We start from the raw sequence: 14,413 nt of genomic DNA, 5'->3' as shown, positions 1-14,413 counted from the left end.
AAGTCGTCCGCTCAGGGGGAGCGATGAGCAACTTCGCCTTCATCAAGGCCACGTGGCCAGCGATCCACGCCAACTGCCGCCACGCCGAGTCGTACCTGACGACCGACCCGCGCACCGCGTGCTTCTACGCGCGGCGGGCAGCCGAAGAGCTCGTCGGGCACCTCTACGACCTCATGTCGCTGCCCATGCCCTACAAGGACGACCTCGCGGCGCGGATCAACGACCCGGCCTTCAAGGTGAAGACCGGCCCGGCCTTCACCCAGAAGCTCAACCTCATCCGCAAGTTGGGCAACACCGCCGTCCACGACGCCACCGCGATCCCCGCACATGCCGCGCTGACCTCCCTTCGCGAGCTGCACCACGTCGTCATCTGGGCCGCCTTCCGCTACTCGACGACCCCCGACGACGTCCCGACCGGCAGCCACTTCGACCCCGCCCTCGCGCAGAAGTCGGCGCCGCTGTCCCGCGACGAGCTCGTCAAGCTCGCGGCCAAGATCAAGGCATCCGACAAGGCGCATGCCGCCGAGCTCGCTGCCAAGGACGAGCTCGCCGCTGCCCAGGCAGCCGAGATCGAAGAGCTCAAGGCGCAGGTCGCCGCGGCCCAGGCCGCCAAGACCCAGACGGTCGACGACCACGACTACGACGAGGCGCGTACCCGCCGCGACATCATCGACCAGATGCTCCACGAGGCCGGCTGGCCGCTGGCAGATGCGCAAGACCGCGAGTACGAGGTCAGCGGCATGCCCAACGCGACCGGCGTCGGGTACGTCGACTACGTCCTCTGGGGTGCCGATGGTCTGCCGCTCGCCGTCGTCGAGGCCAAGCGCACGACCAAGGACGCGGCCATCGGGCAGCAGCAGGCCAAGCTCTACGCCGACTGCCTCGAGGCGAAGTTCGGCCGTCGCCCGGTGATCCTCTACACCAACGGCCACCAGCAGTGGCTCTGGGACGACGCCGCCGGTTACCCGCCCCGCATGATCAGCGGCTACCTGACCAGGGACGAGCTGGAGCTGATGATCGCGCGGCGCAGCACGCGCCGGCCGCTCGCCACGGAGCCGGTCAACACCGAGGTCGCCGGCCGCCCGTATCAGGCGCGCGCGATCAAGGCCGTCGGCGCGGCCTTCGACGGCAAGCAGCGTGAAGCGCTGCTCGTCATGGCCACCGGCTCCGGCAAGACCCGCACGACGATCGCCCTCGTGCAGCAGCTCATGGCGGCCGGCTGGGTCAAGCGCGTGCTCTTCCTCGCCGACCGCACCGCCCTCGTCAACCAAGCCGCACGCGCCTTCACCGAGCACGTTCCGGAGGTCGCGACGGTCAACCTCGTGACCGAGCGAAGGGGGGAGGGCCGGGTCTACGTCTCCACCTACCCGACGATGATGAACCTCATCAACGAGCTGAGCGACGACCCCGACCCGAGCACGGTCAAGCGGACCTTCGGCCCCGGTTACTTCGACCTGGTCGTCATCGACGAGGCGCACCGGTCGGTCTACGCCAAGTACGGCGCGATCTTCGACTGGTTCGACGGTCTGCTCGTCGGGTTGACCGCCACGCCCAAGGACGAGGTCGACCACAACACCTACCGGCTCTTCCAGCTCGAAGACGGGGTCCCGACCGACGCCTACAGCCTCGACGAAGCCGTCGCCGACGGCTACCTCGTCCCGCCCAAGGGCGTGTCCGTCGGCACGAAGTTCCTCCGCCAGGGCATCCGCTACGTCGACCTGACAGAGGAAGAGCGCGACCGGTGGGACGAGCTCGACTGGGGTGAAGACGGTGCGCCCACCGAGGTCGGCGCCGAGGAGATCAACCGCTTCCTCTTCAACGAGGACACCGTCGACAAGGTCCTCGCGACCTTGATGGCGGACGGGTACAAGGTCGCCGGAGGCGACCGCCTGGGCAAGACGATCATCTTCGCCAAGAGTCAGCAGCACGCCGACTTCATCCAGCAGCGCTTCGACATCGCGTGGCCGGAGTACGGCGGGCACTTCGCCCGCACCATCACCCACGGCACGCCGTACGCGCAGAGCCTCATCGACGACTTCTCGACGCCGGGCAAGGCGCCGCACATCGCGATCTCCGTCGACATGCTCGACACCGGCATCGACGTCCCCGAGGTCGTCAACCTCGTCTTCTTCAAGGTCGTGCGGTCCAAGAGCAAGTTCTGGCAGATGATCGGCCGCGGCACCCGGCTGTGCCCCGACCTCTACGGCCCGGGGCAGGACAAGCAGGACTTCCTCGTCTTCGACTTCTGCGGCAACCTCGAGTTCTTCCAGCAGGACCTGCCGGGGAGCGAGGGCTCGATCCAGAAGTCGCTCGCCCAGCGACTCTTCGAGGGCCGCGTCGGCCTGATCACCGCCCTCGACCGGGCGAAGGGGGATTCCTCCCTTCGCGCATCGGCAGCGGACCTGCTGCACCAGGTCGTCGCCGGGATGAACCTCGACAACTTCATCGTCAGGCCGCACCGCGAGTGGGTGGAACGGTACGGCGAGCGCGATGCCTGGGACGAGCTGACGACGGAGGAGGCGGGGCGCGTCGTCGACGAGCTGGCGGGCCTGCCGTCGGCGACCCGTGACGACGACGAGGGCGCCAAGAGATTCGACCTCGTCGTGCTCCGACGACAGCTGGCGGACCTCGAGGGCGACGCCGTCCTCGCCGAGCGTCTCCGCGAGGTTGTGCAGCAGGTGGCTGTGGCGCTGCTCGGCAAGACGGCGATCCCGTCCGTCGCGGCGCGCGCCGAGCTCATCGAAGACGTGGCGGGTGACGAGTGGTGGGTCGATGTGACGCTCCCGATGCTCGAGCAGATGCGCCTGAAGCTGCGGGCGCTCGTTCGCCTGGTGGAGAAGACGAAACGCAACCCGGTCTACACGGACTTCGCCGACGAGCTCGGTGAGGCGACCGAGGTGACGCTGCCCGGGACGGTGCCGGGCACCGATATGGAGCGCTTCCGCGCGAAGGCCAGTGCCTACCTGCGCTCCCACGAGAGCAACATCGCGCTGCAGCGGCTGCGGCGCAACCGGCAGCTCACCGCGAATGACCTGAGCGCGCTCGAGCAGATGCTGCTGGAGAGCGGCGCCGGGGCTGCCGCGGACGTGGAGCGGGCGGTCGAGGAGGCGCACGGGCTCGGGCTCTTCGTGAGGTCGCTCGTCGGGCTCGACCGCGAAGCGGCCAAAGAGGCCTTCGGTGGCTACCTCGACGGGGCGCGCTTCGACGTCCACCAGGTGCGGTTCGTCGAGCTGATCGTCGACGAGCTGACCCTCAACGGCGTCATGGAGCCCGGCCGGCTCTACGAGTCGCCGTACACCGACCATGCGCCGACCGGTCCTGACGACCTCTTCGACGAGAACGCAGTTGATGACATCGTCGAGATCCTGCGTGACGTTGAGTCGCGGGCCCAGCCGATGGGGGCGTAGCCCTCAGGCGGCCAGATCCAGGTGCTGGCATCAGCCCCGTCGACTGCTGGAACGTGACACCTGAGGCAGCCGCACCCGCTTGGGCTTGGGCATGGTCACAGGCGGCCCCTGCTCAAGAACTTCGCCGAGGCGATCCACCATCGAGGCGTTCGGCCAGTCCGGGTGCGCTTCGAGCACGTGGCGGATGCCGCTAGCGAGTTGTTCTCGTGTCAGGGCGTCGATGGGCACGGCAAGGTGGGCGCTCGGAGCGCCATCTTCGATGCGTGCCGACCTGAGGGTGCGCAACTGCTCGTCGGCGTAGGCCTGCGCCACCAGCGCCGAGATGAACCGCTCGCGCGCCTCTTCCGAGGCCATCCCGGATCTGTAGACCTCCACCGCATTCGAAGCCTGAGCGGAATCCACGATGGGCACGCCGATGACGATGTCTGAGGCAGTGCTGGTCATCTCTGTAGGGGCGCCACTATCCGCACCGCCCTCGGTCCGCTTCTTGGGCATCAACCGACGCGCTACACGCCGCAGCGCTTCACGGCCGCGTGTCTCCCACCACCGGACGATGTGCGGCGAAGCTTGTCGCGCTGCGTACACGGCGCCGAGCATGAGGAGCGCGGCGGCGAGCTCCGCGCGCAGGTTTCCTGCAGGGTCCTCGGCTGGAGAGTCATCGAAGAAGACGGGCTCTGACGTGTCGAGATCTTCCTTGTCAGCAGGCCTCATCGTCGCTTGGCCCTGAAGGTCGTTGGTGTCGTCCGACCGGGCGAGTGGGCTGTAGCTGCCCGGATCGGTGTGTGACTGTGACAGATGGGTGTTCTGCGGCCGGCGAACCCACATGAGTTCCTCGATCATGTCGGGCCCTTCGTCGCTGGTCATGCTGGGCACAGTAGCGGGCGCGGCAGACACTGAGCAGCGCCCGAGTCGTTGGTCCCACGCCCTACCCTCTCCCCATGGCCAGCGACCGCAAGACGAAGCCCACCGACACCTCCCCCGACGAGGTGCTCGGCGCCGTGGCCGACGAGCGCCGCCGCACGGACGCGCAGGCCGTGCTCGACCTCATGCGCGAGGTCTCCGGGGCGGAGCCGGTCGTGTGGGGGCCGTCGATGATCGGCTTCGGCGCCCAGCCCTACACGACGGCCGACGGCAAGGAGCACGAGTGGTTCCGCATCGGCCTCGCCCCGCGCAAGGCAGCGCTGACGCTCTACGGACTGACCTTCTACGGGTCCAACGAGGACCTGCTCGACCGCCTCGGCACGCACACCACCGGCAAGGGTTGCGTCTACGTCAAGCGCCCGGAGGACGTCGACGGCGCCGTCCTGCGCGAGCTCGTCGAGCGCTCCTGGGCGGGGTCCGACGAGTGAAGGTCGCCGACCTTGCCTGGCCACGACAGGCCGGGCCACTCTCCCTTCGCCCACCGACACCCGACGACATCGCGCAGGCACTCACCTGGCGCAACAGCCCCGAGGTCACGCGGTGGCTGCTGCTGACGACCGTCGACCCGCAGACGTACACGCGCAGCTGGCTCGAGGACGACCCCGACAGCCTCGGCGTGGCCGCACACGTCGACGGTCAGCTCGTGGGGACCGGCTCGCTGTCCATCGGGGACGCCATGGGTCAGGTCCACGCCGGTCAGGACATCTGGAGCCGGGCCCAGGGCAGTCTCGGCTACACCATCGACCCCGCGCACGCCGGTCGCGGCCACGGCGCGCACCTGGCGCGCGGCCTGCTGTCGATCGCCTTCGACGAGCTCGGGCTGCACCGGGTGACGGCCGGCTGCTTCGCCGACAACACCCCGTCGTGGCGGGTCATGGAGCGCATCGGCATGCGCAGGGAGCAGCACGGCGTCAAGGACTCGTGGCACGCCGAGCTCGGCTGGGTCGACGGCTACACCTACGGGATCCTGCGCGAGGAGTGGCCCTGAGCCGAAGGGGGCGTCACCGCCGCCGCGCAGAGGCGGCGGCGATCTGCTCGAGCAGGTCGACGGCGAGCTTCGCCGCCTCGTTGGACCGGGCGCCGGGCGCGGTGAGGGCGACGATGTCGCGCACCGGGTTGGGGTTGGTCAGGCGCAGCCGCCGCACCGTCTTGGGGATCGTGCGGCTCGCCAGGTCGGGCAGCACGGTGATGCCCACACCCGCGGCGACGAAGGCCGTCGCCGTGTAGTGGTCCTGTGCCTCGACCGTGTACCTGGGCCTGAAACCCGCTGCGCGACAAGCCCGGTCGACCATCTCCTGGGTGATGCCTGCGGAGATGTCGTTGCTGATCCACGAGTCCTCGGCGAGCTCGGCCATCTCGACCCGGCGGCGACCGGCGAGCCGGTGGTCGGCCGGGACCAGCGCGACGAAGTGGTCGGTCATGAGCGGCGTGACGATGTAGCCGGGTCGGATCGAGGTCGTCGGGTCGTCCGGCACGACGTCGATGTCGACGGGCGGAGCCTCGCCCGGCGGGTAGCCCTCGGTGAGGACCATCTGCAGGGTGAGCTCGGGCATCTTGGCCTGCAGCCGCTTGGCCAGCTGCGGCATCCACCGGTACCCGGCCGAGGCGAAGTACCCGATGGACAGCGCGCCGGTGCTCCCTTCGCGCAGGTCGTCGACGACGGCGTCGACCCGCTTGAGCTCGGTCATGAGGCGCTCGGACTCCGCGGCGAGCGTGTGGGCGGCGGGTGTGGGCTCGATCCCCCGCCCGTGGCGGGTGAAGAGTGTGAGCCCCGTCTCCTTTTGCAGTGCGGCGATCTGCTGACTCACCGCAGACGGCGAGTAGCCGAGGTGGCCCGCGGCCGCGTTGACGGAGCCGGAGGCCATGACGGACAGGAAGATCCGCAGGCGGTGGGCGTCGACCATGGCCCCGAGCGTAGTCAATGATGAAGCAAAACTGCACAAATATCCGAAAAACTGAATTGGATAAAAATAGTTGAAGCGACCAACATCATGCTCATGGAGAAGCTCTGGATGACCTACATCAACGCCCTTCGTCCCGCCGCCAACCGCCACTGGGGTGCCGGCCCGGACTCCGACCACACCCGCATGGCCGCGGAGCTCGCCGCCATGTCCCAGGACGAAAACATCACCAAGCGCGACCAGATCTCCTCGGCGACCTCCGGTCCCGAGTACCACGCGCCCTACGACCACCGGATGAGCGACCGCTTCCAGCCGATCCTCTCCACCCGTTGACCGTCCGCGACGTGCCCGTCCGGGGGTGATTCCAGCCCGGACGTGACGAAGGCCCCGCGCCGTGTGGTGCGGGGCCTTCGTCGTGCCCGGACGAGGTCCGGTCAGCGCGTACCGACGTCGTCGGTGAGCACGACCGCCCGGCCCGCCTCGAGCCGCGCCACGGGGACGCGGAAGGGGGAGCAGCTCACGTAGTCGAGACCGGCCTCGTGGAAGAAGTGGATCGACTCCGGGTCGCCGCCGTGCTCGCCGCAGACGCCGGTCTTGAGCCCCGGCTGGGTGGCGCGGCCCTTGTCGACGCCCGTGCGCACGAGCTCGCCGACGCCGAGGGCGTCGAGGGTCTCGAAGGGGGAGATCGTCAGGACCCCGTTTTCGAGGTACTTCGGGAAGAAGGCCGTCTCCACGTCGTCGCGGGAGAAGCCCCACGTCGTCTGGGTCAGGTCGTTGGTGCCGAAGGAGAAGAAGTCGGCGGTCTGCGCGATGCGGTTGGCCGTGAGGGCCGCACGCGGCAGCTCGATCATGCAGCCGATCGGGATCTCGATCGACTGGTTGTGGGCCTCGGCGACCTCGGTGATGATCTCCTCCGCCTGGCGGCGCACGATGACCAGCTCACGGTTGGACCCGATGAGCGGGACCATGATCTCCGGCTGCGGGTCCTGACCCGCCTCGCGCAGGCGCACGACGGCCTCGGCGATGGCCCGGATCTGCAGGCCGAAGAGGCCGGGGATCTTCAGCCCGAGGCGCACCCCGCGCAGGCCGAGCATCGGGTTGGACTCGTGGATCGAGCGGACGGCGTCGCGCAGCGCACGGGCCCGGTCGACCTCGGGGCCGCTCTCGCCGCGCTCCTCGGCCAGCGCCACCTCGACGGTCAGGTCGGTGAGGTCGGGGAGGAACTCGTGCAGCGGCGGGTCGATGAGCCGGATCGTCGTCGGCAGCCCGTCCATCGCGGTGAGCAGGTCGGAGAAGTCCTCGACCTGGGCCGGCAGCAGCTCGGCGAGCGCCGCATCACGCTCCTCATCGGTCTCGGCGAGCACGACCCGCTCGATCTGCTGACGTCGCTCGCCGAGGAACTGGTGCTCCGTGCGGCACAGGCCGATGCCCTCGGCGCCGCGGTCGCGGGCGCGCTGGGCGTCCTCGCCGGTGTCGGCATTGGCCCGCACCCGCAGCCGGCGGCGGGCGTCGGCGTGGGTGAGCACGCGGTCGACCGCCTCGAGCAGCTCGGTGGTCTCGTCCCCGTCGGACGCGGCGCGGGCGGCCTCGAGGCCCTCGGAGATGTAGGTCATGACGGGGGAGTCGACGACGTGCACGTCACCGAGGAAGACCTCACCGGTCTTGCCGTCGATGGCGATGGTGTCGCCCTCGCGGACGACGTGCTCGCCGACCCGGATCTCCTTGCTCGCCACGTCGACGACGAGGTCCTCCGCGCCGACGACCGCGCACTTGCCCATGCCGCGGGCGACGACGGCCGCGTGCGAGGTCTTGCCGCCGCGCGCGGTGAGGATGCCAGCGGCGGCGATCATGCCGGGCAGGTCCTCGGGGGAGGTCTCGCGACGCACGAGGATCACCGAGCTGCCCTCGGCCTGCTTGGCCTCGGCGCTCGCGTTGTCGAAGGCGACGGCCCCGACGGCAGCACCCGGGGAGGCGCCCATGCCGGTGGCGATGAGGGTGCGCTCGGCCTCGCGGTCGAACTGCGGGAAGAGCAGCTGGCTCAGCTGCTCGCCGGTGACCCGCTCGAGGGCCTCGTCCATCGTGATGAGCGCCTCGTCGACGAGCTGGGTCGCGATGCGGAAGGCAGCACCGGCGGTGCGCTTGCCGACGCGGGTCTGCAGCATCCACAGCCGGCCGCGCTCGATGGTGAACTCGATGTCGCACAGGTCGCGGTAGTGCGTCTCGAGGCGGCGCATCGCGGTGCGCAGCTCCTTGTAGGCGTCCGGGTCGCGCTGCTCGAGGTCGGTGAGCGCGAGCGTGTTGCGGATGCCCGCGACGACGTCCTCGCCCTGGGCATTGGGCAGGTAGTCGCCGTAGACGCCGGAGTGGCCGGAGGAGGGGTCGCGGGTGAAGCACACGCCCGTCCCGGAGGTCTCGCCGAGGTTGCCGAAGACCATCGCCTGCACGTTGACCGCGGTGCCCAGGTCGTCGGCGATGCGCTCGCGGCGACGGTAGAGCTGGGCGCGCTCGGTGTTCCAGCTGCGGAAGACCGCCTCGATCGCCATGTCCACCTGACGGCGCGGCGTCTGCGGGAAGGGGTTGCCCGTCTCGTCGAGGACGATCTGCTTGAACTCGGCGACGACCTGCTTGAGGTGGTCGGCGGTCAGGTCGACGTCGGCCTGAACGCCGGCCTGCTCCTTGTGTGCGTCGAGGACGTCGCTGAAGCGCTCGGAGTCGATGTCGAGCACCGTCTTGCCGAACATCTGGATGAGCCGGCGGTAGGAGTCCCACGCGAAGCGCTCGTCACCGGCGAAGGAGGCGAGGGAGTGGACGGTGTCGTCGTTGAGGCCGACGTTGAGCACCGTCTCCATCATGCCGGGCATGGAGAACTTCGCGCCGGAGCGCACCGAGAGCAGGAGCGGCTCCTCGGAGTCGCCGAGGGTGCGGCCGATGAGGTCCTCGACGTCACGCAGTCGCTGGGTGACCTCGACGCGCACCTCCGGGGGCACCCGCCCCTCGGAGAGGTAGGCGCGGCAGGCCTCCGTCGTGATCGTGAAGCCGGGAGGGACGGGCAGGCCCAGCTTGACCATCTCGGCGAGGTTGGCCCCCTTGCCGCCGAGGAGGTCCTTCTGGTCGCGATCGCCCTCGCTGAACATGTGGACGTACTGAATCACGGGTGTGCCTTCCCAAACGCGTGCGCGGAACCAGCCCACTATGGCAGGCGTCACCCCCGCGGAGCACGGTCGGTTCCGCACACGGGGCGAAGGGGGTCCCCCGCACCTCTCAGAGGTCGAGGCCGGCGCCGTCGAGCCGGTAGGTCTCCCACTCGGTCTGCGGCTGCGCGCCGAGCGACTCGTAGAAGGCGATGGACGGTGCATTCCACCGCAGGACCGTCCACTCCAGGCGACGGTAGCCGCGCTCGCGGCACTCCGCGGCCAGCTCGGCGATGAGCTCCTTGCCCAGGCCGGAGCCCCGGTGCCGCGGCTCGACGTAGAGGTCCTCGAGGTGGATCCCGTTCTTCCCCGTCCACGTCGAGAAGGTGAGGTACCAGAGGGCGAGCCCCACGACGCGACGCTCCTTGCCCTCGCCGGCCTCGGCGACGTGGCAGTGGGCGGTGGGCTCCCCCTTCGCCGGGAAGAGCGCCTGCACGAAGTCCTCCTCGGTTGTCTCGACGGCGTCGGGCTCCTTTTCGTACGCGGCGAGCTCGCGGACCAGGCGGAGGATCTCGGGGACGTCGGCGGGGACGGCGCGCCGGATGTCGGGGTGGCTCATGGGCCCGACGATATGCCCTCGGTCCCTGCCCTTCGAGACGCTGCGGCCGCAGACGGCCTCGCTCCTCGGGGACCGGAGGGCGAAGGGTCAGTCCAGGGTGGTGCGGCCGCGGTGGATGCGAAGGGAGAGCAGCAGCACCACGAGGCCGGCCGCAGACAGTCCGGCGCCGACGAGCGAGGGCGCCTGCCACCCCCACCCGGCGGAGAGCACGAGCCCGCCGAGCCAGGCGCCGAGGGCGTTGGCGACGTTGAGGGCGGCGTGGTTGCCGGCGGCGCCGAGGGTGCGGGCGCGTCCGGCGACCTCCATGAGCCGCAGCTGGAGGGCGAGGACGAAGGCCGAGACGGAGATGCACACGAGGAGCAGGACGACGCCGGCCGGGACCGCCCAGTTGGCGGCCCACGCGAAGAGGGCGAGGCTGGCCCCGGTCGCGACCGTCGACCCGACGAGCGTGCGCAGCACCGACAGGTCGACGAGCCGCCCGGCGATCATCGTGCCGAGCAGGCCACCGACGCCGTAGACGAAGAGGTAGATCGGCACCGCGTCGGCGGGCAGGCCGGTCTGGTTGCGCAGGATCGGCGAGATGTAGGAGTACATCGCAAAGACGCCGCCGAAGCCCACCGACCCGATGAGCAGTGTGAGCCAGACCTGCGAGTCGGCGAAGGCGGACAGCTCGCTGCGCACGTCGGCCTCGGTGTCGGCGGGCTGGTGCGGGACGAGGATGCTGACGAGCACGGCGGTGAGGACACCGATCGCGGCGACGAGCCAGTACGCGGAGCGCCAGCCGGCCTGCTGGCCCAGCCAGGTCGCGAGTGGGACGCCGGCGACGTTGGCGATGGGGATGCCGAGCATGATCCGGCTGACCGCCCAGCCGCCGCGCCCCGGCGCGACGATGTCGAAGGCGACGATCGAGGCGATGCCGAAGAAGGCGCCGTGCGGGATGCCGGCGACGAAGCGGGCGAGCATGAGCACCTCGTAGCCGGTGGCCATCGCGCTCAGCACGTTGCCCAGGGCGAAGAGGACCATGAGGCCGACGAGCAGCTCACGGCGGGGGAGCCGGTTGCCGAAGATCGCGATCGTCGGTGCGCCGACGACGACGCCGAGCGCGTACGCCGAGATCGTGTGCCCGGCCTGTGGGATCGTTGTCCCGATACCCCCGGCGATCTCCGGGAGCAGTCCCATCGTCACGAATTCGGTGACGCCGATGCCGACGCCCCCGAGCACCAGGGCGGCGAGGGCCGTCCCCACCCGACCATCGGTGGACGATCGTGCAACCGTGGGGGGCGAAGGGAGATTCACCGATCCATTCTCTCCCACCGTTTGACCTCTCAACGACATTGCCTCTACATTTGTAGATGACTGTTCTACGGAAGTAGAAGAATCGATCAGGAGATCACTCGCATGGCACTTCGCCTCTACCGCCTCGGCCGCTGGTGCGCCACCCACGCCAAGAGCGTGCTCGCGGCCTGGCTCGTCGTCCTCGTGCTGGCCGGATCCGGCGCCGCCGCCTTCGGTCGCCCCCTGACCAACGAGGTGTCGGTGCCCGGGAGCGAGTTCGAGGAGGTGCTGGACAACCTGCAGACCGAGATCCCCGACGCAGCAGGCGGCTTCGGCACGGTGGTGCTCCACACCGAGGACGGCGCATTCACCTCCGAGCAGCGCAAGGCGATCGACAAGGTCTACGGCGAGTGGGAGGACCAGCCGAGCGTCAAGCGGGTCATCAACCCCTTCGACAACCAGCGGACCCTCGACGACTCGCGCACCGACCTGACGAAGGCGAAGAAGGACCTCGACAAGGGCCAGAAGGACCTCGACAAGGCCTGGGTCAAGATCTCCAAGGCCCAGGGCCAGCTCGACTACGGCAACGCGTGGATCGACTACTTCGAGAAGAACGACCCCGACAGCCCGCACCTCGCCGAGATCCGCCAGCAGGTCAAGGACGGCGAAAAGGAGATGGCCAAGGCCAAGAAGGACTACGCCAAGGGGGAGCGCAAGCTCAAGACCGGCCGGACCCAGTACGACGCCGGCACGATCGTCTCCGACGGCGCCGCGGACTCCCGATTTGTCACCGACAACGGCTACGCACTGACCCAGATCCAGTTCGACACCAACACCAACTCCGTCGACCCCGAGGTCAAGGAGGCGATCGTCGAGATCGGCGAGCAGCTCGAGGACGCCGGGATCCAGACGCAGTACAGCGTCGAGATCACCCAGGAAAACACCCTCGTCGGCCCCGGTGAGGTCGTCGGCCTGCTCATCGCCGCCATGGTGCTCACCCTCGCCCTCGGCTCGCTCGTCGCCGCCGGACTGCCGATCTCCGGTGCCCTCCTCGGCGTCGGCGTCGGCCTCGCCGGAGCCATGGCCGCGACCCACTTCTTCGACATGCACGCGATGACCCCGGCGCTCGCGCTCATGCTCGGCCTCGCCGTCGGCATCGACTACGCGCTCTTCATCGTCAACCGGCATCGCACCCAGCTGCTCGACGGGCGCGAGATGACCGACTCCATCGCGCACGCCGTCGGCACCGCCGGCAGCGCCGTCGTCGTCGCCGGCACGACCGTCGCCATCGCGCTCACCGCACTCGTCATCACCCCCGTGCCGCTCCTCGGCCAGATGGGTCTCGTCGCCGCCGCGACCGTCGTCGTCGCCGTGTGCGTCGCGCTGACGCTCACCCCGGCCCTGCTCCACGTCGTCGGCCGCCGGGTCATCTCGAAGCGCGCGTGGGCCAAGCACGCCGCCCGGCCCGACACCGACCAGGTCTTCGGCTCGCGCTACGTCGGCGGCGTGACGAAGCGCCCCGCGCTCGTCGTGCTCGCCGTCATCGCCCTCTGCGGGATCATCGCGGTGCCGGCGCTCTCCCTTCGCCTCGGGCTGCCGGACGGGTCGAGCGAGCCGCTCGAGTCCACCGCCCACCAGGCCTACGTCGAGGTCGAGGACAACTTCGGTGCCGGGGCCAACGGCCCGATCATCGCCGTCGCGACCCTGGACGAGCCGGCGGAGGACGAGGACGCCGTCCTCGTCGAGCAGAGCCACCTCGTCAAGCAGCTGCGCACCGTCGGCGGCGTCAAGGCGGTCATCCCCTTCGGGGTCAGCGACGACCGGACCACGCTCGCCTTCCAGGTCATCACCGAAAGCGGCCCGGCGGACAAGGAGACGAGCGACACCGTCCGCCTGCTCAAGGCGAGCGCCGGCCCGATCGGCACGGCGACGCACTCCGAGATCGGCCTCACCGGCCAGACCGTCGCCAACATCGAGATCTCCGAGCAGCTCGCGGCCTCGCTGCCTCCCTACCTGGCGATCGTCATCGGGCTCTCGCTCGTCCTGCTCACCATCGTCTTCCGCAGCATCCTCGTGCCGCTCGTCGCGACCGCCGGCTTCCTGCTGTCCGTCGCCGCGTCCTTCGGTGCCGCCGTCGCGGTGTACCAGTGGGGCTGGCTCGGCTCGCTCCTCGGTGTCGACACCCCGGGGCCGATGCTCAGCTTCATGCCGATCATGCTCATCGGTGTCCTCTTCGGCCTGGCGATGGACTACCAGATGTTCCTCGTGTCGGGCATGAAGGAGGCGCACGCCCACGGCGCCGACGCCCGCTCGGCTGTGCGGCACGGCTTCACCCACGGGGCGAAGGTCGTGCTCGCCGCGGCACTGATCATGGCGGCGGTCTTCGCGGGCTTCATCTTCGCCCACCTGACGATGATCCGGCCGATCGGCTTCGCGCTCGCCGTCGGCGTCCTCGTCGACGCGCTCCTCGTGCGGATGACCCTCACCCCCGCGGTGATGCACCTGCTCGGCGAGGGCGCCTGGTGGATGCCCCGCTGGCTCGACCGGATCCTGCCGGATCTCGACGTCGAGGGCGCCGCCTTGGAGCGCCCCGGCACGAAGGGGGAGACCACGGCCACAGCGGAGGATGCCACCGCCTCGTAGGGTCGGCGGCATGACGACGCAGAACGCCGCCCTCCTCGAGGCCACGACCGACATCGCCGCGACCCCGCAGGAGGTGTGGGCGGTCATCACCGACCCGCGCGCCCTCGGCGGACTCTCCGACCAGGTGCTCCGCACCCACGTCGTCGGCACCGCGCCGGTCGGGCTCGGTACGCGGACGATCAACGTCAACCGGCGCGGCCCGCTGCTGTGGCCGACGCGCGCCAAGGTCGTGCGCTTCGAGCCGCACCGCGACTACGCCTTCCGCGTCAAGGACAACGGGACCATCTGGTCCTTCGAGCTGGCGCCCTCCGCGTCCGGCGGCACGACGGTCACGCACCGTCGGGAGGCGCCGCAGGGGACGACGGCCATCTCGCGGACCCTGCAGGACAAGGTGCTCGGGGGCGTCGCCGACTTCGACCGTGAGATGGAGGCGGGCATGGCCGTGACGCTCGAGCGGCTCAAGGCGGTCGTCGAGCGCGGCTGACCGACGGGGGTCTGCCCCCGGGTGCGCGCGGG

At 69.9% G+C, this 14,413-nt stretch carries 11 protein-coding genes; 6 read left to right on the top strand and 5 right to left on the bottom strand.

Going from position 1 to position 14,413, the window contains the following annotated elements; translation table 11 throughout:
* Positions 1-23 precede the first annotated feature (23 nt).
* Entirely contained in the window at positions 24-3,407 is a 3,384-nt protein-coding gene (locus tag AB4Y78_RS08430) for a DEAD/DEAH box helicase family protein (protein ID WP_441713314.1), read from the top strand.
* A gap of 30 nt (positions 3,408-3,437) precedes the next feature.
* Here the strand turns inward: AB4Y78_RS08430 and AB4Y78_RS08425 are convergent, their stop codons facing one another.
* On the bottom strand, positions 3,438-4,271 hold the full coding sequence (locus tag AB4Y78_RS08425) for a hypothetical protein (protein WP_265230199.1): 834 nt from the start codon (positions 4,269-4,271) through the stop codon (positions 3,438-3,440).
* Positions 4,272-4,345: 74 nt separating this feature from the next.
* On the opposite strand from AB4Y78_RS08425, the gene AB4Y78_RS08420 reads away from it, so the two are divergent.
* On the top strand, positions 4,346-4,756 hold the full coding sequence (locus AB4Y78_RS08420; RefSeq protein WP_265230198.1) for a DUF1801 domain-containing protein: 411 nt from the start codon (positions 4,346-4,348) through the stop codon (positions 4,754-4,756).
* Positions 4,753-5,316 (top strand): GNAT family N-acetyltransferase, encoded by a 564-nt coding sequence (locus tag AB4Y78_RS08415; RefSeq protein ID WP_265230197.1) that lies wholly within the window; start codon positions 4,753-4,755, stop codon positions 5,314-5,316. The genes AB4Y78_RS08420 and AB4Y78_RS08415 overlap by 4 nt, the downstream gene beginning before the upstream one ends.
* A 13-nt stretch (positions 5,317-5,329) precedes the next feature.
* Here AB4Y78_RS08415 and AB4Y78_RS08410 read toward each other — a convergent pair whose 3' ends face one another.
* A complete protein-coding gene (locus AB4Y78_RS08410; RefSeq protein ID WP_265230196.1) occupies positions 5,330-6,232 on the bottom strand; it encodes a LysR family transcriptional regulator in 903 nt (300 codons plus the stop codon).
* Between the two features lie 93 nt (positions 6,233-6,325).
* On the opposite strand from AB4Y78_RS08410, the gene AB4Y78_RS08405 reads away from it, so the two are divergent.
* Complete coding sequence (locus tag AB4Y78_RS08405; RefSeq protein WP_040881435.1) at positions 6,326-6,562, top strand: hypothetical protein; 237 nt, start codon at positions 6,326-6,328, stop codon at positions 6,560-6,562.
* 101 nt (positions 6,563-6,663) lie between these two features.
* Here AB4Y78_RS08405 and ppdK read toward each other — a convergent pair whose 3' ends face one another.
* From ppdK to AB4Y78_RS08390, 3 genes are all read right to left on the bottom strand, one after another.
* A complete protein-coding gene (ppdK, locus tag AB4Y78_RS08400) occupies positions 6,664-9,381 on the bottom strand; it encodes a pyruvate, phosphate dikinase (RefSeq protein WP_441713311.1) in 2,718 nt (905 codons plus the stop codon).
* 109 nt (positions 9,382-9,490) lie between these two features.
* Positions 9,491-9,979 (bottom strand): GNAT family N-acetyltransferase, encoded by a 489-nt coding sequence (locus AB4Y78_RS08395; RefSeq protein ID WP_007928523.1) that lies wholly within the window; start codon positions 9,977-9,979, stop codon positions 9,491-9,493.
* An 87-nt stretch (positions 9,980-10,066) separates the two neighbouring features.
* Positions 10,067-11,224: an MFS transporter gene (locus tag AB4Y78_RS08390; RefSeq protein WP_441737044.1), complete on the bottom strand. Its 1,158-nt coding sequence runs from the start codon at positions 11,222-11,224 to the stop codon at positions 10,067-10,069.
* A gap of 153 nt (positions 11,225-11,377) precedes the next feature.
* On the opposite strand from AB4Y78_RS08390, the gene AB4Y78_RS08385 reads away from it, so the two are divergent.
* Both AB4Y78_RS08385 and AB4Y78_RS08380 read left to right on the top strand, forming a co-directional pair.
* Positions 11,378-13,897, top strand: coding sequence for an MMPL family transporter (locus tag AB4Y78_RS08385; protein WP_441737041.1), 2,520 nt, complete (start codon positions 11,378-11,380; stop codon positions 13,895-13,897).
* 10 nt (positions 13,898-13,907) lie between these two features.
* The gene (locus AB4Y78_RS08380; protein ID WP_007928515.1) at positions 13,908-14,381 is read left to right on the top strand and encodes an SRPBCC family protein; all 474 of its coding nucleotides are present in this window, start codon (positions 13,908-13,910) and stop codon (positions 14,379-14,381) included.
* The last annotated feature ends 32 nt before the right edge of the window (positions 14,382-14,413 follow it).

Source organism: Janibacter sp. RAF52, assembly GCF_052114035.1.
GTDB classification, from domain to species: domain Bacteria; phylum Actinomycetota; class Actinomycetes; order Actinomycetales; family Dermatophilaceae; genus Janibacter; species Janibacter hoylei.
This window is presented reverse-complemented; position numbering and strand designations above follow the sequence as displayed.